Raw genomic sequence first — 23,391 nt, 5'->3', positions numbered from 1 at the left:
GGCGGGCCGCCTGATCTGATGCAGCTATACATACTGGGGAAGCACGTTGTTTAGACCTCATCGCTTGGTTCCAAAAACGGTTGCGGCTGCGGCGATTGCCGCGCATGGCCTGGTCGCTCACGCGGCGACAACGCCTTTCGTGGTACAGGACATCCGCATCGAAGGACTGCAACGCGTCGAGCCGGGCACGGTGTTCGCGTACTTGCCCATCAAGCAGGGCGATACGTTCACCGACGACAAGGCCTCCGATGCCATTCGCGCATTGTATGCAACGGGCTTCTTCAACGACGTGCGCGTCGGCACCGAAGGCGGTGTCGTGGTCGTGCAGGTGCAGGAGCGGCCAGCCATCGGCACGATCGACTTCGCCGGCATCAAGGAGTTCGACAAGGACAACCTCACGAAGGCGCTGCGCGCAGTCGGTCTCTCGCAAGGTCGCTATTACGACAAAGCGCTCGTCGACAAGGCCGAGCAGGAACTCAAGCGTCAGTACCTCACGCGCGGCTTCTACGCTGCCGAAGTCACGACCACGGTAACCCCGATCGACCGCAACCGCGTCGGCCTGCTGTTCTCGGTGGTCGAAGGCCCGAGCGCGAAGATCCGGCAGATCAACTTCATCGGCAACAAGACGTATAGCAGCGGCACGCTGCTCTCGGAGATGCAACTCTCCACGCCGAACTGGTTCTCGTGGTACACGAAGAACGACCTGTACTCGAAGGAAAAGCTCACGGGCGACCTCGAGAACGTGCGCTCGTACTACCTGAATCACGGCTACCTCGAGTTCAACATCGACTCGACGCAGGTTTCGATTTCGCCCGACAAGAAGGACATGTACCTGACGATCGGGATCCACGAAGGCGAGCCCTACAAGGTTTCGGGCATCCACCTGGCGGGCAATCTGCTCGACCGTGAGGCCGAGCTCAACAAGCTCATCAAGATCAAGCCGGGCGACCGCTTCTCGGCCGAGAAGCTGCAGGCTACGACCAAGTCGATCGTCGACAAGCTCGGCGAATACGGCTACGCATTCGCCACCGTCAATGCGCTGCCGCAGATCAATCAGGCCGACCACACGGTCGACCTCACGCTGCAGATCGACCCGAGCCGCCGCGTGTACGTGCGCCGCATCAACGTGATCGGCAACACGCGCACGCGTGACGAAGTCGTGCGCCGCGAAATGCGCCAGCTCGAAAGCTCGTGGTTCGATTCGAGCCGCCTCGCGCTTTCGAAGGACCGTATCAACCGTCTCGGTTACTTCACCGATGTCGACGTGACCACGGTGCCGGTGGAAGGCACGCCCGACCAGGTCGACGTGAACGTGAAGGTGGCCGAAAAGCCGACCGGCGCGATCACGCTGGGCGCGGGCTTCTCGTCCACGGACAAGGTGGTGCTCTCGGCCGGGGTCTCGCAGGACAACGTGTTCGGCTCGGGCACGAGCCTCTCGGTGAACATCAACACCGCGAAGACGTACCGCACGCTGGCTGTCACGCAGGTGGACCCGTACTTCACTGTGGACGGCATCAAGCGCATTACCGACGTCTACTACCGCACGTACCAGCCGCTGTACTACTCGACCGATTCGAGCTTCAAGATCATCACGACGGGCGCTGACCTGAAGTTCGGCATTCCGTTCTCGGAAGTGGACACGGTCTTCTTCGGCCTCGGTTTCGAGCAGGACACGCTCGACACCGACGCGTACACGCCGCAGAGCTACATCGATTACGTGAAAAACTTCGGCCGTGTGTCGAACAACATTCCGTTCACGATCGGCTGGTCGCGCGACGCGCGCGACAGTGCGCTGATTCCGAGCCGCGGCTACTTTACGCAGGCGAATTTTGAATGGGGTACGCCGGTCGGCTCGACGCCTTACGTCAAGACCGACGTGCAGGCGCAGTACTATTACTCGTTCGCACGCGGCTTCGTGCTGGGCATGAACTTCCAGGCCGGCTACGGCAAGGGCCTCGACGGCAAGCCGTACCCGATCTTCAAGAACTACTACGCGGGCGGTATCGGTTCGGTGCGTGGCTACGAGCCGAGCTCGCTGGGTCCGCGCGACGCCAAGACTAACGACCCGATCGGCGGTTCGAAGATGGTGGTCGGCAACATCGAGCTCACGTTCCCGCTGCCGGGCACGGGCTACGATCGCACGCTGCGCGTCTTCACATTCGTCGACGCCGGTAACGTCTGGGGCGACGAGGGCAACACCAGCACGGGCGCGAACGGTCTGCGCTATGCGTACGGTGTGGGTCTAGCGTGGATTTCGCCTATCGGCCCGCTCAAGCTGAGCCTTGGCTTCCCGATCGTCAAGCACGAAGGCGATCAGTACCAGAAGTTCCAGTTCCAGATTGGCACGGCCTTCTGACGAGGCTCGCAGGAACAGGTATTTACAGAAACGAGAGGATAACTTTGCTAACGGGTATGTTTTCCAGACGGACGATCGGGGCCTTGACGCTGTCGCTGGCGATGCTCGCTGTTGGCACGGGCGCGGCCCATGCGCAGGAAGCGAAGATCGCGGCGGTCAACTCCGATCGCATCCTGCGCGAATCCGCCCCCGCGAAGGCCGCGCAAACCAAGCTCGAAGCCGAGTTCGCAAAGCGCGACAAGGACTTGCAGGACATGGCGCAACGCTTGAAGTCCATGTCGGACTCCCTCGACAAGAATGGGCCGGGCATGTCGCCCGGCGATCGCGCGCAGAAGCAGCGCGATCTGTCGCAGCTCGACAGCGATTTCCAGCGCAAGCAGCGCGAGTTTCGCGAAGATCTGAACCAGCGTCGCAATGAAGAGCTTGCGGCGGTGCTGGATCGGGCGAACAAGGTGATCAAGCAGATCGCCGAGCAGCAGCACTACGATTTGATCGTGCAGGAAGCGGTGTACGTGAGCCCGCGCATCGACATCACCGACCAGGTCCTGAAGGCGCTCGCGTCTGGCGGCGCTGGCAGCAGCAATTGAGGCAGGAGCATCTCGCGCATGGCTTTTACGCTTGAGGACATCGCCGGGCGCTTCGGCGGCGCTGTAGTTGGCGACCCGACGCAACGTGTCGGCTCGCTCGCGCCGCTCGATCAGGCGGGTCCGCAACAACTGGCGTTCCTCGCCAACCCCAAGTATCTGTCGCAGGTCGAGACGACTCGCGCAGGCGCCGTTCTGATCAGCCCGGACGATCTCGAAAAACTGGCTTCCCGCGACGGTCGTAATTTCATCGTCACGCCCAATCCGTATGCTTATTTCGCACGCGTGGCGCAGGCGTTCATCGATCTGGCCGCACCGAAGGTGCAGGCAGGCGTGCACCCGAGCGCCCATGTCGATGCCACGGCAAAGATTGCCGCGAGTGCGGTGATCGGCCCGAACGTCACGGTGGAGGCGGGTGCCACGATCGGCGAGCACGTGTGGCTGGACGCCAACGTGTTCATTGGCCGTGGCACCCAGGTGGGCGAGGGCTCGCACTTCTATCCGGGCGTGACGGTTTATCACGGCTGCAGGATCGGCGCGCGCGCCATCGTGCACGCCGGTGCCGTGATCGGCTCGGACGGCTTTGGCTTTGCGCCCGACTTCACGGGCGAGGGTGATGCACGCACGGGCAGCTGGGTGAAGATTCCGCAAGTGGGCGGCGTCTCGATCGGCCCCGATGTCGAGATCGGGGCGAACACCACGATCGATCGTGGCGCGATGGCCGACACGATCATCGAGGAGTGCGTCAAGATCGATAACCTCGTACAGATCGGTCACAACTGCAAGGTGGGCGCATACACCGTGATTGCGGGTTGCGCGGGCATTGCAGGCAGCACCACGATCGGCCGCCATTGCATGATCGGCGGCGCAGTTGGCATCGCGGGACATGTCACGCTGGGCGACTACGTTATCGTCACGGCGAAGTCGGGTGTCTCGAAGTCGTTGCCCAAGGCTGGCATCTACACGAGCGCGTTCCCGGCGGTCGATCACGCCGACTGGAACAAGAGCGCCGCGCTGCTGCGCAATATCGACAAGTTGCGCGATCGCATCAGGGCGCTCGAAGCCGCTGCCCAGAAGGCACAAGGCGGCGCGTAACAAGGTAAGGCAGGTTCGTGGCTCGGGCGTGAAGCGCTCGAGCCTTGGGCGCGTGCCTATCCATGTGTCCCGGTCTGCGAGACCCGGTTGCGAGATCTGGTCTGCGAGACCCGGGGCAATCCGCATGCACGAAGTGTCGCACATGGCGCATACTGCGCCAGAAGCGCGGGCCGTGAGGCACTGCGGGAGCCATGCTTCGGCAAGGCACTTCGGACATCGCATTCGACAGTCACACGCAATTCCAGCGTGAGCAGAAACACCATGAACATCGAAAAACTCAACTTCGACATCCACAAGATCCTCACGCTGCTTCCGCACCGTTATCCGTTCCTGATGGTGGACCGGGTCACCGAAATCGTGCCGCACAAGAGCATCAAGGCGTTGAAGAACGTGACCGTCAATGAGCCCTTTTTCCAGGGCCATTTTCCCCAGCGCCCGGTCATGCCTGGCGTGATGATTCTCGAAGCCCTGGCGCAAACCGCTGCGCTCCTCACGTTTTCGGAAGAGGAGCAGGATTTCGAGAACACGCTGTACTACTTCGTCGGCATCGATGGCGCGCGCTTCAAGCGCGTGGTCGAACCGGGCGATCAACTCATCCTGAACGTGACGTTCGAGCGCTACATGCGCGGCATCTGGAAGTTCAAGGCGCAGGCCGAAGTGGAAGGCGCTGTCGCCTGCGAGGCGGAACTCATGTGCACCGTCAAGAAAATGGACGCGGCGCAGTAAGACGCGCCAGCACGGCAACAGAATGGAGAGCCAGGACGAATGAGCAGGATCCATCCCACCGCGGTCGTCGAGACCGGCGCGCAAGTCGATGAATCGGCGGAGATCGGGCCGTATGCGGTGATCGGGGCCAACGTCACCATCGGTGCACGCACCAAAATCGGCTCGCACAGTGTGCTGGAAGGCCATACGACGATCGGCGAAGACAACATGATCGGCCACTACGCGATCATCGGCGGCCGTCCGCAGGACATGAAGTACAAGGGCGAGCCCACGAAGCTCGTGATCGGCAATCGCAATACCATCCGCGAGTTCACGTCGATTCATACGGGCACGGTGCAGGACACCGGCGTCACGATTGTCGGCGACGACAACTGGATCATGTCGTATGTGCACGTGGGTCACGACTGCAGGCTCGGCAACAATGTGATCATGTCGAGCAACGCGCAACTCGCGGGCCATGTGATCGTCGACGATTTCGCGATCGTCGGCGGCATGACGGGCGTGCATCAGTTCGTGCGCATCGGTGCGCACTCGATGGTGGGCGGCGCATCGGCGCTCGTGCAGGATGTGCCGCCGTTCGTGGTCGCCGCGGGCAACAAGGCGGTGCCGCATGGCATCAACGTCGAAGGGCTGCGCCGCCGCGGCTTTACGCCCGATGCGATCTCGGCGCTGCGTTCGGCCTATCGCGTGCTGTACAAGAACGGCCTGTCGCTCGAAGAGGCGAAGGTGCAGATCGCCGAACTCGCGCAAGCGGGCGGCGACGGTGACGCACACGTGAAGGCGCTGCTCGATTTCGTCGAGCAGTCGCAACGCGGCATCATCCGCTAACCGATGGCGCTTCAAACCCGTCCGCTGCGCCTCGCCATGGTTGTCGGCGAGCCGTCCGGCGACCTGCTTGCGGCGTCGATGCTCAAAGGGCTGACTGGCAGGCTGCCCGATACTGCGCACTACTACGGAATCGGCGGGCCGCGCATGCAGGCCGCCGGTTTCGAAGCGCATTGGCCGATGGACAAGCTCACCGTGCGGGGCTATGTCGAGGCGCTCAAGCACATTCCCGAGATTCTGCGCATTCGCAGCGAACTCAAGCATCAACTACTCGCGGACCCGCCCGACGTTTTCATCGGCGTGGACGCGCCCGACTTCAACTTCGGTCTCGAACACCCGCTGCGCGACGCGGGCATTCCCACAATCCACTTCGTGTGTCCGTCCATCTGGGCGTGGCGCGGCGGCCGCATCAAGAAGATCCAGAAGGCCGTGGATCACATGCTCTGCGTGTTTCCGTTCGAGCCGGCGATCCTCGAGAAAGCGGGTGTGGCGGCGACCTACGTGGGGCATCCGCTTGCCGACGATATCCCACTCGAGCCGGATGTGCCCGGCGCGCGCCGCGCGCTCGGCTTGTCAGACAGCGGACCGATCATCGCGGTGCTGCCGGGCAGCCGCCGCTCCGAGATCAACCTGATCGGCCCGACGTTCTTCGACGCGATGCAGATCATGCAGCAGCGCGAGCCGGGCTTGCGCTTCGTGATGCCGGCGGCGACGCCGGCGATCCACGCGCAGCTGCAGGAGCTCGCCAACTCGCACCAGGGCCTGGCGCTCACGATCATCGACGGGCAGTCGCAGGTGGCGATGACCGCCGCCGATGCGATTCTCGTCAAGAGCGGCACGGTCACGCTAGAGGCGGCGCTGCTCAAGAAGCCGATGGTCATCTCGTACAAGGTGCCCTGGCTCACGGGGCAAATCATGCGCCGTCAGGGCTACCTGCCGTATGTCGGTCTGCCGAACATTCTCGCGGGACGCTTCGTGGTGCCCGAGATCCTTCAGCACTTCGCCACGCCCGAGGCGCTCGCGGACGCCACGCTCACGCAATTGCACGACGAAGCAAACCGGCGCACGCTGACCGAAGTGTTCACGCAGATGCACCATGCGCTGCGGCAGAACATGTCGGAGCGAGCGGCGGAGGTGGTTGCCAGCGTAGTGGATCGCCGCAGGAGCCTGGCATGACCGAAGGCGCGATCAAGCGCACTCGCGCGAAGGCGCCAGCGGCGAAAGCCGCAGCGCAAGCCAGCTCCAAAGCACCGTCGAAAGCGGCCGAGAAACGCGCGGAGCGGCAAATGTGGGCGGAGCAAGCGGGTCTGTTGTTCGAGTCGCCTGACGACATCGTCTGCGGCGTGGACGAAGCTGGACGAGGGCCGCTCGCCGGCCCGGTCACCGCCGCCGCCGTGATTCTCGATCCGGCGCGTCCGATCGCAGGTCTCGACGACTCCAAGGCGCTCACGGCGAAAGCGCGCGAGGCGCTCTACGACCTCATCGTCGAACGCGCGCTCGCATGGTGCGTGGCGTCGGCGAGCGTCGAGGAGATCGACTCGTTCAATATCCTGCACGCGACCATGCTGGCGATGCGGCGCGCCGTGGAGGGGCTGAGCGTGAAACCCACGCTCGCCAAGATCGACGGCAACCGCTGCCCGGTGCTGCCGGTGCGCAGCGAGGCCGTGATCGGCGGCGACGCGCTCGTGCCCAGCATCTCGGCGGCGTCGATCATTGCGAAAGTCTCGCGCGACCGCATGCTGCTGGAGTTGCACGAGGCGTTCCCCGTGTATGGCTTCGATGCGCACGCGGGTTACGGCACCGCACAGCATCTGGCCGCGCTGCGCGAGCATGGCCCTTGCGTGCACCACCGGCGCACGTTCGCGCCCGTGCGCGACGCGTATGCGCTGCATGGCCTCGCGCTGACGAGCTTGGCAAGTACAGCTGGCGACGCCGCTCCGGACGACGACGCCTTCGCATCAGCCTGAGCAGCGCAATGCCCGGGTTCATGCAGTCCGGCGTCGCTTCGTGCGGCGCCGTTGTTCTTTTCAACCTTCCTTTTTCAAATCGCCAGGCCCGCCTGTGAAAGCCATTACTTCGCGCGACAATCCGCTTTACAAGCGCCTGAAGGCGCTGGCCGGCTCGACGCATCAGCAGCGGCGCAGCCATCAAGCTCTGCTCGAGGGTTTTCACCTCGCGAGCGCATGGCTCGACGGTGGCACGCAGCCCGAATATTGCATCGTGACCGAAGGCGCGCTCGCGCATGCCGAGGCGCAGGCCATCGTCGAGCGCGTCGACGAGCGCCGTGTGATCACGCTGCCCGATGCGCTCTTTGGCCAGCTTTCGAACGTCGTGCACGGCGTGGGCATGCTGCTGCTCGTGGATATGCCAGAGGCGCATCTGCCTGAGCGGGTCGAATCGACCTGCCTCGTGCTCGACGGCCTGCAGGATGCGGGCAACGTCGGCTCGATCCTGCGCAGCGCGGCGGCGGCGGGCGTCGACAAGGTGTTCTGCACGCCGGGCACGGCATACGCGTGGTCTTCGAAGGTGCTGCGCTCGGCTATGGGCGCGCACTTCCTGCTGCAGGTCTTCGAAAATGTCGAACCCGAGACGCTGATCGCCATGCTGGGGGTGCCGGTCGTGATCACCGACTCGCATGGCGCGCGGGCCATCGACGAGACCGATCTCACGGGGCAGGTGGCGTGGGTTTTCGGCAACGAAGGGGCGGGCGTCTCGCAGCTGTGGCGCGACGCGGCGGCGTTGCGCGTGACGATTCCTCAGCCGGGCGGCATGGAGTCCCTGAATGTGGCGGCGGCTGCCGCTGTATGCATCTTCGAGCAATGCCGTCAGCAGCGCCACGCGCGTTGAGCTGCGCTCAGCACGGGTTCACGCCTTGGTGACTGATGCAACAAAAAGGCCTGCTCGCGAGTGAGCAGGCCTTATTCGTTTCTACACGGAGCGATCTTCAGTACACCGGCTTGTCGAGGCGGATTTCCTGCAAGATCGTCGTGGCGATTTCCTCGATGGACTTGTGCGTCGACGAGAGCCATTTGATGTTCTCACGGCGCATCATGGCCTCGGCTTCATTGACTTCGTAGCGGCAATTCTCCAGCGCCGCGTACTTGCTGCCAGGCCGCCGCTCGTTACGGATTTCCGTGAGACGCTGCGGATCGATCGAAAGCCCAAAGATCTTTCCGCGATACGGTAGCAGCGAATTGGGCAGCTTGCCGCGTTCGAAGTCGTCGGGGATCAGCGGATAGTTTGCCGCTTTCACGCCGTACTGCATCGCCAGATAAAGGCTGGTCGGTGTCTTGCCGCTACGCGACACGCCCACGAGGATCACGTCGGCGTCGTTCAGATTGCGGTCGGACTGGCCGTCGTCGTGCGCGAGCGAGAAGTTGATGGCCTCGATGCGGTTCTTGTATTCGTCGGTGTCGGCGTTCTGGTGGCCACGGCCCATCGCGTGGCTCGACTTGAGCTCCAGTTCCTGCTCCAGCGGCTCCACGAAGGTCTGGAACATGTCGAGCACGAGCGCGTTCGAGCGCTTGAGGATTTCGTTGGAGTTGCTGTCCACCAGCGTCGTGAAGACGATCGGGCGGCGGCCTTCATGCACTGCGGCTTCGTTGATCTTTTCGGCGGTCGAGTAGGCCTTGTCCGCCGAGTCGATGAATGGCACGCGCACGAGGCGGAATTTCTGGTCGAACTGCGAGAGGATCGAGTGCGCGAAAGTTTCGGCAGTGATCCCGGTACCGTCGGAGACGATGAATACGGTAGGCGACATCGGTTGAGGCTGGGCGTGTAAGTGGGGCCAGACGGGCGGAGCGCCCGGAAGAGACTCCCTGAGCTTTGTGGATGAGCCCTGAGAGGGGATTCTCACCGACAGACACATTTTCGAGAGTCGGCACGGTAGAATAGCGGCAACCTGTTGGATAAGCAATTGCAGTGCATTCGCGCCAAACCGCAGCTCATCATGGCTCAATTGGACGTCAATTCGCAGCGATTCCGGGTAATTTCGTGCAATCGCGCGCATCTCCCTGCTTCTCCTTGTGCTGGATGCTGGCCCCCGGGTGGTGGCGATTGCTTCTCCAACAGGTTGCGCAAGACGCGAATCCGCTCCCAATAGGCGGCCCGCGTTCGAGCCCACTTGCGCAATCGTGAATTTTTTTCACACTTAGGGGCTTGTAATGACTAACACCGTTGCCAAGGATCAGGCTTATGTAGTGCCTTTCGAGCAGTTGCGGATGACCGATGTCGAGATCGTGGGCGGCAAGAACGCCTCGCTTGGCGAAATGATCAGCCAGTTGGCTGAAGCTGGCGTGCGTGTGCCTACGGGCTTCGCGACGACCGCGCTCGCCTTCCGCGACTTTCTGAAGCACAACAACCTGACCGAACGGATCGCCGCTCGTCTGGAGACGCTCGACGTCGACGACGTCAAGGCGCTGGCCGAAGCGGGCAAGGAAATCCGCCAGTGGATCGTCGACGCGCCGCTGCAGCCGAAGCTGGAGGCAGACATCCGCGCGGGCTTCGAGACGCTCAAGAACAGCTCGCCGTCCGAGCTTTCGTTCGCTGTGCGTTCGTCGGCTACGGCCGAAGACCTGCCCGACGCTTCGTTCGCCGGCCAGCAGGAGAGCTACCTGAACGTGGTGGGCATCGAGGACGTCCTCGATCGCCTCAAGCACGTGTTCGCGTCGCTCTACAACGACCGCGCCATTTCCTATCGCGTCCACAAGGGCTTCACCCACGCCGAAGTCGCACTGTCGGCTGGCGTGCAGCGCATGGTCCGCTCGGACCGCGGCGCCGCGGGCGTGATGTTCACGCTCGACACGGAGTCCGGCTTCAAGGATGCCGTCTTCATCACGTCGAGCTACGGCCTTGGTGAGACTGTCGTGCAGGGTGCGGTGAATCCGGACGAGTTCTACGTCTTCAAGACCACGCTCGCGCAGGGCAAGGCGCCGATCATCCGCCGCTCGATCGGCTCGAAGCTCATCAAGATGGAGTTCACGCAGCCGGGCGAGCCGGGCCGCGTGAAGACGGTCGACGTTTCGCATGAGCAGCGCAACCGCTTCTCGATCACCGACGAAGACGTGATCGAGCTGGCGAAGTACGCCGTCATCATCGAAAAGCACTATCAGCGCCCGATGGACATCGAGTGGGGCAAGGACGGCCTCGACGGCAAGATCTTCATTCTCCAGGCGCGTCCGGAGACGGTGAAGAGCCAGGCCGCGGGCAAGGCCGAGCAGCGCTTCAAGCTCAAGGGCCAGTCGCAGGTTCTCGCAACGGGCCGCGCGATCGGTCAGAAGATCGGCGCGGGCCGCGTGAAGGTGATTCACGATCCGTCCGAAATGGAACGCGTGCAGCCGGGCGACGTGCTGGTCGCCGACATGACCGACCCGAACTGGGAGCCGGTGATGAAGCGTGCTTCGGCCATCGTCACGAACCGTGGCGGCCGTACCTGCCACGCCGCGATCATCGCGCGTGAGCTGGGCGTGCCGGCAGTCGTGGGCTGCGGCGATGCAACCGACGTGCTGAAGGACGGCGCGCTGGTGACCGTGTCGTGCGCCGAAGGCGACGAAGGCCGCATTTACGACGGTCTGCTCGAAACCGAAGTCAGCGAAGTGCAGCGCGGCGAGCTGCCGGCGATTCCGGTCAAGATCATGATGAACGTCGGCAACCCGCAACTCGCGTTCGACTTCTCGCAACTGCCGAATGCAGGTGTTGGCCTCGCGCGTCTCGAGTTCATCATCAACAACAACATCGGCGTGCACCCGAAGGCGATCCTCGAGTACCCGAACGTCGACGCGGACCTGAAGAAGGCGGTCGAGAGCGTGGCGCGCGGCCATGCGTCGCCGCGTGCGTTCTACGTCGACAAGCTCACGGAAGGCATCGCCACGATCGCGGCGGCGTTCTATCCGAAACCCGTCATCGTGCGTCTGTCGGACTTCAAGTCGAACGAGTACAAGAAGCTGATCGGCGGTTCGCGTTACGAGCCGGATGAGGAAAACCCGATGCTGGGTTTCCGCGGCGCGTCGCGTTATGTCGCCGAGGACTTCGCGCAGGCGTTCGAGATGGAGTGCCTCGCGCTCAAGCGCGTGCGTGAAGAGATGGGCCTCTCCAACGTCGAGATCATGGTGCCGTTCGTGCGCACGCTCAAGCAGGCGGAGCGTGTGGTCGGGCTGCTCGAGAAGTTCGGTCTGAAGCGCGGCGTGAACGGTCTGCGTCTCATCATGATGTGCGAAGTGCCGTCGAACGCGATCCTCGCCGAAGAGTTCCTGCAGTACTTCGACGGCTTCTCGATCGGCTCGAACGACCTCACGCAGCTCACGCTCGGCCTCGACCGTGACTCGGGCATGGAACTGCTGGCAGTCGACTTCGACGAACGGGATCCGGCCGTGAAGTTCATGCTCAAGCGCGCGATCGAAACCTGCCTGCGCCTGAACAAGTACGTCGGCATCTGCGGCCAGGGTCCGTCCGATCATCCGGACTTCGCCCAGTGGCTCGCGGACGAAGGCATTGCGTCGATGTCGCTGAACCCCGACACGATCGTCGATACGTGGCAGGCGCTCGCGAAGTCGCAAGCGAAGTAATGCCCGCCTGTTGACCCTGCCGCTCCGGCACGCGCAGCGTGCGGAAGTTGAGGCGGCTTATGCCTTGCTTCGCACGCTGCGCAAATCAGTGTCAGCTTCGTGCTATAACACCCCGGTCAAGCCGGGGTGTTTTACTTTGGGAGGTCGACGTGGGTCCGCATGGTGTGTTCTGGTGGATCGGCGCAGGCGTGCTGATCGTCGCCGAGCTGATGACCGGCACGTTCTATTTGCTGATGATCGCGCTCGGGTGCCTCGCGGGTGTGCTCGCCTATGAGCTGGGCGCGCCGCTCGAACTCCAAATGGTGGCAGCTGCGCTCGTGGCGTTGATGGCCGTGATCGCACTGCGGCGCTCGCGGTTCGGGCGGCGCCGGCGCATGGTCGACGCGTCAACCGATCCGGGTGTGAATCTCGACATCGGCTCGACTGTCCCGGTCGCCGAGTGGCGAGACGGGTGCGCACGCACGATGTATCGGGGCGCCGAGTGGGATGTCGAACTCGCGCCGGGCGAGCCCGAGGACGCCCATCTCTACGAAATCAAGGCGGTGCGGGGCAGTTGCCTCGTTGTTGCGGCGAGGCGCGCCGGCAGCGTGGCGCCGGGTGCGCGCGAAGGCACGCGCCACGCCTGAACGAAGTCAAATCGAAGCCGAAGTCAAAGCAAAAAGGGGATGCGTATGCAAGTGCCTATCGTTGGGGTGATTCTGCTCGTGATCGTCGTGGTGCTGATCTCGAGGACCATGAAGATCGTGCCGCAGCAACATGCCTGGGTGCTCGAGCGGCTGGGTCGCTACCATGCCACGCTTACACCGGGTCTCTCGATCGTGCTGCCGTTCATCGACCGCGTGGCCTACAAGCACGTGCTCAAGGAAATTCCGCTCGACGTGCCGAGCCAGATCTGCATCACGCGCGACAACACGCAGCTCCAGGTGGACGGCGTGCTGTACTTTCAGGTGACCGATCCGATGAAGGCCTCGTACGGCTCGAGCAACTTCGTGTTCGCCATCACGCAGCTTTCCCAGACCACGCTGCGCTCGGTGATCGGCAAGCTGGAACTCGACAAGACGTTCGAGGAGCGCGATTTCATCAATCACAGCGTCGTCTCGGCGCTCGATGAAGCCGCCGCCAACTGGGGCGTGAAGGTGTTGCGATACGAGATCAAGGACCTCACGCCGCCGAAGGAAATCCTGCACGCGATGCAGGCGCAGATCACGGCGGAGCGTGAAAAGCGCGCGCTGATCGCGGCCTCGGAAGGGCGCAAGCAGGAGCAGATCAACCTCGCGGCGGGCGCGCGCGAAGCGGCGATCCAGAAGTCGGAAGGGGAGAAGCAGGCCGCCATCAATCAGGCGCAGGGTCAGGCGGCCGCCATTCTCGCGGTGGCCGAGGCGAATGCGCAGGCCATCCAGAAGATCGGCAACTCGATCCAGGCGCAGGGTGGCATGGATGCGGTCAATCTCAAGGTGGCCGAGCAGTACGTCACGGCGTTCGGCAATCTCGCGAAGCAGGGCAATACGCTGATCGTGCCCGGCAATATGAGCGACCTGAGCTCGATGATTGCTTCGGCGCTCACCATCGTGAACCGCTCGGGCATGAAAGAGACGCAGTTGAGCCGCGATGCGGCGAAGGGCGCCTGAGCGGGTGCCTGGGCGTGCTCAGGTCGGCGTGCGCATGAGGCGCGCCTTCTCGCGCTGCCAGTCGCGCTGCTTCTCCGTTTCGCGCTTGTCGTGCAGCTTCTTGCCCTTCGCGAGGCCAATCTCGCACTTCACGCGGCCGCCCTTGTAGTGGAAGTTCAGCGGCACGAGCGTGAACCCGCGCTGCTCGACCTTGCCGATCAGTTTGTCGATTTCCTCGCGGTGGAGCAGCAGCTTGCGGATGCGCGTAGGGTCGGGCTGGATGTGCGTCGAGGCTTCGGGCAGCGGGCTGATGTGCGTGCCGATCAGGTACAGCTCGCCGTTCTTGATCACGACGTAGCTTTCCTTGATGTTGGCTCGTCCGGCGCGCATGGCCTTGACCTCCCATCCTTCGAGCGCGAGCCCCGCCTCGTGGCGCTCTTCGATGAAGTAATCGAAGAAGGCTTTTCTGTTGTCGATGATGCTCATAGGAAAATGGGAAACGCCCAACTCGTTTAAAATTACGATTTTAGCAAAGCGGGCCACCGAAAGCCCGTGGCGCTTTCACCCTTGCCTCGCATTGCGCAATTTATGGCGGATGTTCAGAAAACCGTGTTGATTCGCCATTCGGCGGAGCAAATGTTCGACCTCGTGACCGACGTCGACGACTATCCCAACTTCCTGCCGTGGTGCGGCGGCGTCGAGGTTCGCCGCAAGGACGAGAACGGAATGGAAGCGAAAATCGATATCAACTTCAAGGGCATCAAGCAGCACTTCGCCACGCGCAACAAGCACAAGCGGCCCGAGCGCATCGACATGGAGTTCGCCGACGGCCCGTTCAGGAAGTTCACGGGCGCCTGGCGCTTCACGCCGTTGCGCTCCGATGCCTGCAAGATCGAATTCTCGCTGCACTACGAGTTTTCTAACATTCTTCTCGAGAAGATCATCGGCCCTGTGTTCCACCATATTGCGAACACCTTCGTCGACACGTTCGTGAAGCGCGCCGACCAGCGTTACGGCAAGAACAAGCCATGAGCGCGAAACTGTTCATCGACGTCTGCTATGCACTGCCTGACGCGCAGACGCTCATCGGGGTGGAGCTCGAGCCCGGCGCGACGGTGCAGCAGGCCATCGACGCCAGCGGCATTCTCGTCCGCCATCCGGAAATCGATCTGACGAAACTGAAGGTGGGCGTCTACGGCAAGCTCAAGCCGCTCGACACGGTGCTCGCCAATCACGATCGCGTGGAAATTTATCGCCCGCTGGTGGTCGACCCCAAGCTCGCGCGCCAGCGCCGTGTCGACAAGACGCGCAAGGAAGGCTCGATCGAGGGCCGCAAGTGGCAAAACAAGGATTCGCGCTAAATCGGCGTTGACGGGGCAAATGAGTGGCTATCCGAGGGCGCGTGTTGCGCCCTCGGGCTTTTCAATTCGCCGTGCGGCGGCGCTCCGGGCCGTTACTTGCCGAGGCGTTCGTTTCGCCAATGGCAGGAATTCCCGGCAAATCGCCTTTCGGCACGATACCGTCTCCATGCGCCGTGTCTTCCGGGCCGCCCGAATGCTGGCGGACTGACCAACTCACGCCCACGACCAGCAGCAAGATGGCTGCGACTTCGAGCATGCGTGGCAGGCGGTGGTCGTAGACGAAACCGTAGAGCAGGGCGAACAGCGTCTCGAATACGATCATCTGACCCGAAAGCGTAAGCGGGAGCCGCTTGGACGCCGCGTTCCAGAGGCCGTTGCCAAGCCACGACGCGCCGATGGCCAGCACGAGGTTCAGTTGCCAGAATGCTGTCCAGCGTCCGCTGGCCACGCTGTGCTGCACCATGCCGGCGGGCATGACGAGCACCGCGAGCCAGAGCAGGCCACCGAGCGCGCCTGTCACGACGCCCCAAAGCACCGACCACTCGTTGCCGCCGAAATGGGCGTTGCGTTGCAGATAGCGGGCATTTTCGACGGCGTACCACGTCCAGCAAGCGAGCGCGCCAACCGCGCAGCCAAGGCCGGCTATCTTCGTGAGCGTGCTGGCGTGATCGCTTGCGCCCGCAGTGAAAACATCGACGTTGATGCACACGATGCCGGCCGCGATCATGGCGAGCGGCCAAACCAGCTTAGAGAGTGCCACCGCGCCATGATCGCCGCGTCCGAGCAGCGTGACCGTGACGGGCAGGACGCCGACAATCAGCGAGGCCGGCGCGATACCCACGAGGTGAATCGCGCTCGCAAGAAAGAGGTAGTACAGCAGGTTGCCCACGAGAGCGAGTTTCACGAGCGCGGCGAGGTCCGCGCGAGTCAGGCGTGGCCAGACGCGCCGCAGCATGGGCAGAAGGGCGGCGAACGACACGAGGCCATACATTGCGTAGCGCCCGGCGCTCAGGAGCAGCGGCGAGAACTCCGTCAACTGGCGCGGAACCAGGAACACCGTTCCCCACAACGCACCGGCGAGCACGCCGTACAACACACCACGCTGCATTTCCCTTGCCTCCACAATTTCAATCCGGCCATTCTGGCCTTGCAGGATGGGTGGAAGCTTAATCACAGGCCGCGTGGCCGTCTTGTTCAATCCTGCACGGCGCGATTCCAGATTTTCCCGATCTCCCGATTCCTGAGTCGCAGCGTTCGGCCGGCGGCCAGAAAATCGGGTCTGACACAGGGCTCTTATATCCCCGCGTGCCCCGCCCCAAACCTCAAAAAAATCCCGAAAACGGCGCTAAGCTACTGTAGACACTGATGATTTCCAGGGCGCTATCCCGTATAATCTGCTTTTGCGCCTATAGGATTTGCCATGCGTCTGATCCAGAAAGCACTCACGTTCGATGACGTGCTCCTCGTCCCCGCCTTTTCCGACGTTCTCCCGCGCGACACCAGCCTGAAAACCCGGCTGACCCGCAATATCTCCCTGAATATTCCGCTTGTCTCGGCCGCGATGGATACCGTCACGGAAGGCCGCCTCGCAATCGCGATGGCGCAGCAGGGCGGCGTCGGCATCATCCACAAGAACCTCACGCCGGCCGAGCAGGCGCGCGAGGTTGCGAAGGTGAAGCGGTTCGAATCGGGCGTGGTGCGCGACCCGATCACGGTTCCGCCGCAGATGAAAGTCGCGGACGTGATCGCCCTCTCGCAGCAGCATGGCATCTCGGGCTTCCCGGTGGTGGAAGGCGCGCAACTCGTCGGTATCGTGACGAACCGCGACCTGCGCTTCGAAACGCGTCTGGATGAGCCGGTGCGCTCGATCATGACGCCGCGCGAGCGCCTCGTCACCGTCAAGGAAGGCACGCCGCTTCTCGAAGCCAAGGCGCTCATGCACAGCCACCGTCTCGAGCGCGTGCTGGTCGTGAACGACGCGTTCGAGCTGCGCGGCCTCATGACCGTCAAGGACATCACCAAGCAGACCGAGCATCCGGCCGCGTGTAAGGACGAGCACGGCAAGCTGCGCGCGGGCGCGGCTGTCGGCGTGGGCCCGGACAACGAGGAGCGCGTCGAACTGCTGGCGCAGGCCGGTGTGGACGTGATCGTGGTCGACACGGCGCACGGCCACAGCAAGGGCGTGCTCGAGCGCGTCCGGTGGGTCAAGCAGAATTTCCCGCACGTCGAGGTGATCGGCGGCAACATCGCTACGGCTGACGCCGCGCGCGCGCTCGTCGAGTACGGCGCGGACGGCGTGAAGGTCGGCATCGGCCCGGGCTCGATCTGCACGACGCGTATCGTGGCGGGCGTGGGCGTGCCGCAGATCAGCGCGATTTCCAATGTCTCGGAAGCGCTCAAGGGCACGGGCGTGCCGTGCATCGCCGACGGCGGTGTGCGCTACTCGGGCGACGTTTCGAAGGCGCTGGCAGCCGGCGCGAACGCTGTGATGATGGGCAGCATGTTCGCAGGCACCGAAGAGTCGCCGGGCGACGTGTTCCTGTTCCAGGGCCGCCAGTACAAGTCGTACCGCGGCATGGGCTCGGTCGGTGCGATGAAGGACGGCGCCGCGGACCGCTACTTCCAGGACAACTCGGCCAATATCGACAAGCTCGTGCCGGAAGGCATCGAAGGCCGCGTTGCCTACAAGGGGCCGATCAACGCAATCCTGTTCCAGCTGATCGGCGGCGTGCGCGCCTCGATGGGCTACTGCGGTTGCCGCACGATCGACGAGCTGCATGCGAAGGCGGAGTTCGTGCAGATCACCGGTGCCGGCCTGAACGAATCCCACGTCCACGACGTGCAGATCACCAAGGAAGCGCCCAACTACCACGTGGACTAAACCGCGATGAAGCCGCTGCTGCGCATAGTGCTGATTGTCGACGCGTTGATGCTGCTGGGGTTCGGCGTGCTGTTCCTGCTCACGCCCTGGAGCTCGCTCTACAACGCCTTGCAGTTGGTGCAGGCGCAGCCGCCGCTCATCGGCCAGGCGTTCGGAGTGGTGCTGGCTGGTTTCGCGTGGATTGCGCTGCGAGCGGCCTTTGACGGCGACTTGACCGTCACGGTCGGGCGCACGGTGGGGCACGTTAACTGGATCGCTGGCGTGCTGATGCTGGTCTGGCTGATTGGCCTGCATACGCCGCAACTCACGGGCTTCGGCCAACTGGTGGCTGGAGCACTGAGCGCCTGGCTGATCATCGTCGGGCTGGGCGGCACACGGCTTGCCGGTGCGGTGAAGCGGCGCGAGAAGGCACAGGCGGCCGAGGCCGCCGCGCAGGAACGCGAAGCGCGCGCCGTGGCCAGGACGAAGCGCGAAGAGCCCGTGGCATACGCGAAGCCGGTTTTTGTGGGCGGCGCGGTGGCAACTGGCGCGGCCCGCGCAGAACCCGCGCCGGCAACACCCGCTTCAGCGGGTGCGGCTGCGCAAGTGCAAGATCCGTATCTTGCCGCGCGAGACGAAGCAGCAGACGCGCCGCGGCCGCCGCTGCGTGGCTGATTCGCGCGAGAAGCCGGGGCGCGGGCAATACCCGTCGCTTTATGTCCGGATTGCGCTACCTGCTTATTGGCTCGTTCGCCGGTTTATGCACTGTTTTGCGCCGCAGCCATCAAGCGCCAGGTTTCCGATGAATTCACGCCGCGCGCCAGATTCACCCAGCGCGCGGCTTTCTGTATCTGTTCTTTTTTAGGTCTCGTCCGCTGCCATGCACGACAAAATCCTGATTCTCGACTTCGGTTCGCAAGTCACCCAACTGATCGCGCGCCGCGTGCGCGAAGCCAACGTCTACTCTGAAATCCATCCGCACGACGTCGACGACGCATTCATCCGCGAGTTCGCGCCAAAGGGCATCATCCTCTCGGGCGGACCGAACTCCGTCACCGAAACCGATACACCGCGCGCACCGCAAGCGGTGTTCGAACTGGGCGTGCCGGTGCTCGGCATTTGCTACGGCATGCAGACGATGGCCGAGCAGCTCGGCGGCAAGGTCGACGGCGGCCATCTGCGCGAATTCGGCTACGCCGAAGTGCGCGCGCGCAACCACACGAGTTTCCTCGAAGGTATCGAGGACTTCCGCACGAGCGAAGGCCACGGCATGCTCAAGGTGTGGATGAGCCACGGCGACAAGGTCACCGACATGCCGCCAGGCTTCAGGCTGATGGCATCGACGGAATCGTGCCCGATCGCGGCGATGGCCGACGAAGCACGTCACTTCTACGGTCTGCAATGGCACCCGGAAGTCACGCACACGGTGCAGGGCCGCGCAATGCTCGAGCGCTTCGTGCTGGGCATCTGCGGCGCGAAGGCCGACTGGGAAATGGGCCACTACATCGATGAAGCCGTCGAAGCGATTCGCAAGCAGGTGGGCAGCGAGCACGTCATCCTCGGCCTCTCGGGCGGCGTGGACTCGTCGGTGGCGGCAGCGCTGCTGCATCGCGCGATTGGCGATCAGCTGACTTGCGTGTTCGTCGATCACGGCCTCCTGCGCTTAAACGAAGCTGAGCAGGTGATGTCGATGTTCGCGGATAACCTCGGCGTGAAAGTGGTTCACGTCGATGCGAGCGCGGCGTTCATGTCGAAGCTGGCGGGCGTGACTGATCCGGAGGCGAAGCGCAAGATCATTGGCGCGGAGTTCGTCGAGGTGTTCCAGGCCGAGGCGGGCAAGCTCACGGATGCGAAGTGGCTCGCGCAGGGCACGATCTATCCGGACGTGATCGAGTCGGCGGGCAAGGGCAAGAAGAGCGCACATACAATCAAGAGCCACCACAACGTGGGCGGCCTGCCCGAGACGCTGAACCTCAAGCTGCTCGAGCCGCTGCGCGAACTCTTCAAGGACGAGGTGCGCGAACTGGGCGTGAAGCTCGGCTTGCCGCACGATATGGTGTATCGCCATCCGTTCCCGGGCCCGGGCCTCGGCGTGCGTATTCTCGGCGAAGTGAAGCGCGAGTTCGCGGATCTGCTGCGTCGTGCCGATGCGATTTTCATCGAGACGCTGCGCAACACCGTCGATAAGGAGTCCGGCAAGTCGTGGTATGAGCTCACGAGCCAGGCTTTTGCCGTGTTTCTGCCCGTGAAGAGCGTGGGTGTGATGGGCGATGGCCGTACCTACGAGTACGTGGTCGCGCTGCGTGCGGTGCAGACGCTCGACTTCATGACCGCGCATTGGGCGCATCTGCCGCATGAACTGCTTGGGCAGGTGTCCAACCGCATCATTAACGAGGTGCGGGGGATTAATCGGGTGGTCTACGACATTTCGGGGAAGCCGCCGGCGACGATTGAGTGGGAATGATTTAGACTGCTCCCAAGTCGTTCCGTGAGGTCCGGTTTTTCATGTTTTTCCGTTTAAAAACATGAGGTTATTGTCCGGTGTGGTCTGCTGTGATCCGGGCAATACCTGATGGAAATGTCGGTATCGGTGACGGTACCGACATTTCTTCCTCGGACGGCCTTGTCCGATACCGTCAAGTTAGTCTGACGGTATCGGTTGACGGTATACGTTCGAGGAGTCCCTATGCTCACAGACATGCAGTTGCGAGCGCTGAAGCCGGCCCAGAAGATCTATAAGGTTGCTGATCAGCGGGGGCTATATGCGGCAGTGACGCCGTCAGGCGCGGTGAGCTTCCGGTACGACTACCGGGTGAACGGTCGCCGGGAAACCCTGGTTATCGGCCGCTACGATCCATCACTTTCCGCACGGAAGCCACGCAAGCCAGACGAACTCGGATTCGGGATGGCTATTAGCCTCCCGGAAGCCCGGCTTCTACGCGACTATGCCTACGGAGCAATCCAACGTGGCGAGAGTCCGTCACGTGCGAAAGTCGAGAAACGGGTCGAGGCGACCGAGGCGCTGACGTTTGGTAAGTGGGCGGAGAAATACTTTGTGGAGACTGCTCTTGCCGACTCCACACGAGCGATGCGCAAATCAGTATACGAGCGGAATCTCGCGTCGGAATTTGGCCGGCTGAAGTTGGGAGAGATCACGCCCGCGCGACTGATGGCGCGCTGCGAGAAGATCAAGGAGAGGGGCGCTGCGGCCCCTGCCGTGCAGGCGCGCGACATAGTTCTGCAGGTTTACCGTTTCGTGCAGGCGCGGGGACTAAAGGTGGACAATCCTGCGGAGGCCATCCGCCCGTCTGCGATCGCCACCTTCAAGCCGCGCGATCGGACCCTGTCGCCTTCCGAAATCCATCTGTTTTTCAGTGCATTGGAACAGACGCCGACGATGCCTACGCTGCGCCTTGCTATCAGATTCATGCTGCTCACTCTGGTGCGCAAGTCCGAATTCATTTTGGCGATGTGGGGTGAGATAGATTTCGACGCCGCAGTCTGGACAATTCCGAAGGATCGGATGAAGGCCGGTCGCCCCCACATTGTCTATCTGAGCCAACAGGCTCTGGACATTCTGGTCGCATTCAAGACGTGCTTCGGAGCGAGTTCGTACGTGCATCCCGGCCGCTATGAGACGGCATCCCCAATAAGTATGGCGACTCTGAACCGGGTCATTGACAGCACGGTCAAGCTGATACGCGACGATGGGACAGATTTTAATCCTTTCACGGTGCACGATCTGCGTCGGACTGCCAGCACGCTGTTGCATGAAGCAGGGTTCAACACCGACTGGATTGAGAAATGCCTCGCTCACGAACAGCGTGGCGTGCGCGCGGTCTACAACAAGGCGGAGTATGCAGAGCAGAGGAGGACGATGCTCCAGGCGTGGGCAGATATGCTGGACGGCTGGATTGCTACGAATCCAAAGGCGAGCGACCTAACGCTGGCACACCCAGCTAAGACTCGTGAGTACATCTCTTGAGTTCGAACGTCTGTGTGCTCAAGAATGAACCCGTTTGCATTAGGATCGCCATGTTTGACGCTGGACGGCAATGAACAAAATTTCGTCATACGGCAAAAAACTTTTCTAGATGAATCGGTTTCCTATTCATTTGGACAAACATTGGTTGTCTCCAGGAGAGGATTCAAATGGTCGGGCTGGGTCTTACCACCGGCGCGAAATGCGGGTAGGGGAGCGCGATATTCCCGATGTGCGGGCATATCGTCGCGCAGCGCCGCAGTCCCGCGATTGTGGCCGCAGACGTCGCGGCATAGCCTTGCAGGCGGGCGTTTTCCCAGCGAGCAACAAACTGACCATCGACGCTTTGATAGAGTGTGCGATTCGCAGACGCAGAAACCATGCAAAATTCGTTTCTGCTCCGCTTACAAGGCGCCACAGCCCACCACGTTGCCCGCCATCTCGCGGGCCGCCTTCGCGCCTTCGACCCGTAGAAGTTCTGGCAACGACACGCCATTTTTTGCGGCCGTCAATTCGGCAAGTATCGACAGGGCGATCTCCGGCGGCGTCCGGCTGCCGATGTAGATGCCCACCGGTCCGTGCAGGCGTGCGAGTTCTTCATCGTTGAGATCGAACTCCCTCAAGCGCTTCCGCCGCGCCGCGTTATTACGACGCGAACCGAGCGCACCCACATAGAACGCAGGCGTTTTCAGCGCTTCCATCAGCGCGAGATCGTCGAGCTTCGGATCGTGCGTCAGCGCGATCACCGCACAGCGTTCGTCGAGCTTCATGTCCATCACGGTGTCGTCGGGCATGGCGCGAACGATGCTCGTGCCCGGCACGTTCCACTCGTCCGTATATTCCTCGCGCGGATCGCACACCGTGACCTGATAATCCAGCCCAACCGCGATGCTGCAAAGATAGCGCGACAACTGTCCCGCGCCGATCACCAGCATCCGGTAACGGGGCCCATGGATGGTCAGCAGCGTCGTCCCGTCGAAGAGGACGCCGTCCGTCGCCTGCGCCGGTTCGAGGCGCGCAGCCCCCGTCGTCAAGTCGAGCGTGCGCGCGACGAGCCTGCCTGCCTCCACCGCTGCACACAGCTCGGCGATACCGCTCGCAAGCATCAACGGCTCCAGCACGAGCTGAATGGTGCCGCCACAAGGCAGGCCGAAGCGATGCGCTTCTTGCGCGCTGACGCCGTACTTCAACGCCTGCGGCCTTTCCTGTTCGATGCCTCGCTGCCGCACGCGATCGATCAGATCGTCTTCGATGCATCCGCCCGACACCGACCCGACCACATGCCCATCGGCGCGCACGGCGAGCATCGCGCCTACGGGACGCGGCGACGATCCCCATGTCTTCACCACCGTCACCAGCAGCACGCGATGCCCGTCTGCCAACCATCGCGCGCTGCTTTTCAGTACTTCGAGATCCACGCTGTCCATTGACT

General features: G+C 62.8%; 21 protein-coding genes. 17 read left to right on the top strand and 4 right to left on the bottom strand.

Annotation, left to right across the window (positions count from 1 at the left end; translation table 11 throughout):
* Positions 1 to 46 precede the first annotated feature (46 nt).
* The 8 genes from bamA to PWP93_RS06440 all read left to right on the top strand — a co-directional run bounded on the left by bamA (position 47) and on the right by PWP93_RS06440 (position 8,433).
* Positions 47 to 2,356: an outer membrane protein assembly factor BamA gene (gene bamA, locus PWP93_RS06475; RefSeq protein WP_421043873.1), complete on the top strand. Its 2,310-nt coding sequence runs from the start codon at positions 47 to 49 to the stop codon at positions 2,354 to 2,356.
* Between the two features lie 44 nt (positions 2,357 to 2,400).
* A complete protein-coding gene (locus tag PWP93_RS06470; RefSeq protein WP_152617265.1) occupies positions 2,401 to 2,943 on the top strand; it encodes an OmpH family outer membrane protein in 543 nt (180 codons plus the stop codon).
* An 18-nt stretch (positions 2,944 to 2,961) separates the two neighbouring features.
* Entirely contained in the window at positions 2,962 to 4,035 is a 1,074-nt protein-coding gene (lpxD, locus tag PWP93_RS06465; RefSeq protein WP_421043872.1) for a UDP-3-O-(3-hydroxymyristoyl)glucosamine N-acyltransferase, read from the top strand.
* Between the two features lie 261 nt (positions 4,036 to 4,296).
* On the top strand, positions 4,297 to 4,761 hold the full coding sequence (gene fabZ / locus PWP93_RS06460; RefSeq protein WP_421023855.1) for a 3-hydroxyacyl-ACP dehydratase FabZ: 465 nt from the start codon (positions 4,297 to 4,299) through the stop codon (positions 4,759 to 4,761).
* 39 nt (positions 4,762 to 4,800) lie between these two features.
* Positions 4,801 to 5,589, top strand: a complete 789-nt coding sequence (lpxA, locus tag PWP93_RS06455) for an acyl-ACP--UDP-N-acetylglucosamine O-acyltransferase (RefSeq protein WP_421043871.1) — start codon at positions 4,801 to 4,803, stop codon at positions 5,587 to 5,589.
* A 3-nt stretch (positions 5,590 to 5,592) separates the two neighbouring features.
* Entirely contained in the window at positions 5,593 to 6,762 is a 1,170-nt protein-coding gene (gene lpxB / locus PWP93_RS06450) for a lipid-A-disaccharide synthase (RefSeq protein WP_421043870.1), read from the top strand.
* 110 nt (positions 6,763 to 6,872) lie between these two features.
* Positions 6,873 to 7,553, top strand: coding sequence for a ribonuclease HII (gene rnhB / locus PWP93_RS06445; protein ID WP_421045021.1), 681 nt, complete (start codon positions 6,873 to 6,875; stop codon positions 7,551 to 7,553).
* A gap of 94 nt (positions 7,554 to 7,647) precedes the next feature.
* Positions 7,648 to 8,433: a TrmH family RNA methyltransferase gene (locus PWP93_RS06440; RefSeq protein WP_421043869.1), complete on the top strand. Its 786-nt coding sequence runs from the start codon at positions 7,648 to 7,650 to the stop codon at positions 8,431 to 8,433.
* A gap of 97 nt (positions 8,434 to 8,530) precedes the next feature.
* Here the strand turns inward: PWP93_RS06440 and ppsR are convergent, their stop codons facing one another.
* Positions 8,531 to 9,346 (bottom strand): posphoenolpyruvate synthetase regulatory kinase/phosphorylase PpsR, encoded by an 816-nt coding sequence (gene ppsR / locus PWP93_RS06435; RefSeq protein WP_421043868.1) that lies wholly within the window; start codon positions 9,344 to 9,346, stop codon positions 8,531 to 8,533.
* 403 nt (positions 9,347 to 9,749) lie between these two features.
* On the opposite strand from ppsR, the gene ppsA reads away from it, so the two are divergent.
* The 3 genes from ppsA to PWP93_RS06420 all read left to right on the top strand — a co-directional run bounded on the left by ppsA (position 9,750) and on the right by PWP93_RS06420 (position 13,777).
* Positions 9,750 to 12,149 carry a phosphoenolpyruvate synthase gene (gene ppsA, locus PWP93_RS06430; RefSeq protein WP_421023859.1) on the top strand — a complete coding sequence of 800 codons (2,400 nt, stop codon included), beginning with the start codon at positions 9,750 to 9,752 and terminating at the stop codon, positions 12,147 to 12,149.
* Between the two features lie 209 nt (positions 12,150 to 12,358).
* The gene (locus PWP93_RS06425) at positions 12,359 to 12,775 is read left to right on the top strand and encodes an NfeD family protein (RefSeq protein WP_421045020.1); all 417 of its coding nucleotides are present in this window, start codon (positions 12,359 to 12,361) and stop codon (positions 12,773 to 12,775) included.
* 45 nt (positions 12,776 to 12,820) lie between these two features.
* Complete coding sequence (locus PWP93_RS06420) at positions 12,821 to 13,777, top strand: SPFH domain-containing protein (protein WP_421023860.1); 957 nt, start codon at positions 12,821 to 12,823, stop codon at positions 13,775 to 13,777.
* Positions 13,778 to 13,795: 18 nt separating this feature from the next.
* Here the strand turns inward: PWP93_RS06420 and smpB are convergent, their stop codons facing one another.
* On the bottom strand, positions 13,796 to 14,242 hold the full coding sequence (gene smpB, locus PWP93_RS06415) for an SsrA-binding protein SmpB (RefSeq protein WP_129561912.1): 447 nt from the start codon (positions 14,240 to 14,242) through the stop codon (positions 13,796 to 13,798).
* A gap of 102 nt (positions 14,243 to 14,344) precedes the next feature.
* Here smpB and PWP93_RS06410 point away from each other — a divergent pair, with 102 nt between their 5' ends.
* Positions 14,345 to 14,788: a type II toxin-antitoxin system RatA family toxin gene (locus PWP93_RS06410; RefSeq protein ID WP_421043867.1), complete on the top strand. Its 444-nt coding sequence runs from the start codon at positions 14,345 to 14,347 to the stop codon at positions 14,786 to 14,788.
* Positions 14,785 to 15,117 (top strand): RnfH family protein, encoded by a 333-nt coding sequence (locus PWP93_RS06405; RefSeq protein ID WP_421043866.1) that lies wholly within the window; start codon positions 14,785 to 14,787, stop codon positions 15,115 to 15,117. Before PWP93_RS06410 ends, PWP93_RS06405 begins: the two co-directional genes overlap by 4 nt.
* Positions 15,118 to 15,178: 61 nt before the next feature.
* Here PWP93_RS06405 and PWP93_RS06400 read toward each other — a convergent pair whose 3' ends face one another.
* On the bottom strand, positions 15,179 to 16,225 hold the full coding sequence (locus tag PWP93_RS06400) for a DMT family transporter (protein WP_421043865.1): 1,047 nt from the start codon (positions 16,223 to 16,225) through the stop codon (positions 15,179 to 15,181).
* A 312-nt stretch (positions 16,226 to 16,537) separates the two neighbouring features.
* Between PWP93_RS06400 and guaB the strand changes: the two genes are divergently transcribed.
* From guaB to PWP93_RS06380, 4 genes are all read left to right on the top strand, one after another.
* Entirely contained in the window at positions 16,538 to 17,998 is a 1,461-nt protein-coding gene (gene guaB, locus PWP93_RS06395) for an IMP dehydrogenase (RefSeq protein WP_421023864.1), read from the top strand.
* A gap of 6 nt (positions 17,999 to 18,004) precedes the next feature.
* Positions 18,005 to 18,652 (top strand): hypothetical protein, encoded by a 648-nt coding sequence (locus tag PWP93_RS06390; RefSeq protein ID WP_421043864.1) that lies wholly within the window; start codon positions 18,005 to 18,007, stop codon positions 18,650 to 18,652.
* 205 nt (positions 18,653 to 18,857) lie between these two features.
* Positions 18,858 to 20,441 carry a glutamine-hydrolyzing GMP synthase gene (gene guaA / locus PWP93_RS06385; RefSeq protein ID WP_421043863.1) on the top strand — a complete coding sequence of 528 codons (1,584 nt, stop codon included), beginning with the start codon at positions 18,858 to 18,860 and terminating at the stop codon, positions 20,439 to 20,441.
* A gap of 222 nt (positions 20,442 to 20,663) precedes the next feature.
* Positions 20,664 to 21,962, top strand: a complete 1,299-nt coding sequence (locus tag PWP93_RS06380) for a tyrosine-type recombinase/integrase (protein WP_421023867.1) — start codon at positions 20,664 to 20,666, stop codon at positions 21,960 to 21,962.
* Positions 21,963 to 22,363: 401 nt separating this feature from the next.
* Here PWP93_RS06380 and PWP93_RS06375 read toward each other — a convergent pair whose 3' ends face one another.
* Positions 22,364 to 23,386, bottom strand: a complete 1,023-nt coding sequence (locus PWP93_RS06375; protein WP_421043862.1) for an XdhC family protein — start codon at positions 23,384 to 23,386, stop codon at positions 22,364 to 22,366.
* Between the last annotated feature and the right edge of the window lie 5 nt (positions 23,387 to 23,391).

Source organism: Paraburkholderia sp. A1RI-2L (assembly GCF_048957375.1).
In the GTDB taxonomy this organism is placed as follows: domain Bacteria; phylum Pseudomonadota; class Gammaproteobacteria; order Burkholderiales; family Burkholderiaceae; genus Paraburkholderia.
This window is presented reverse-complemented; position numbering and strand designations above follow the sequence as displayed.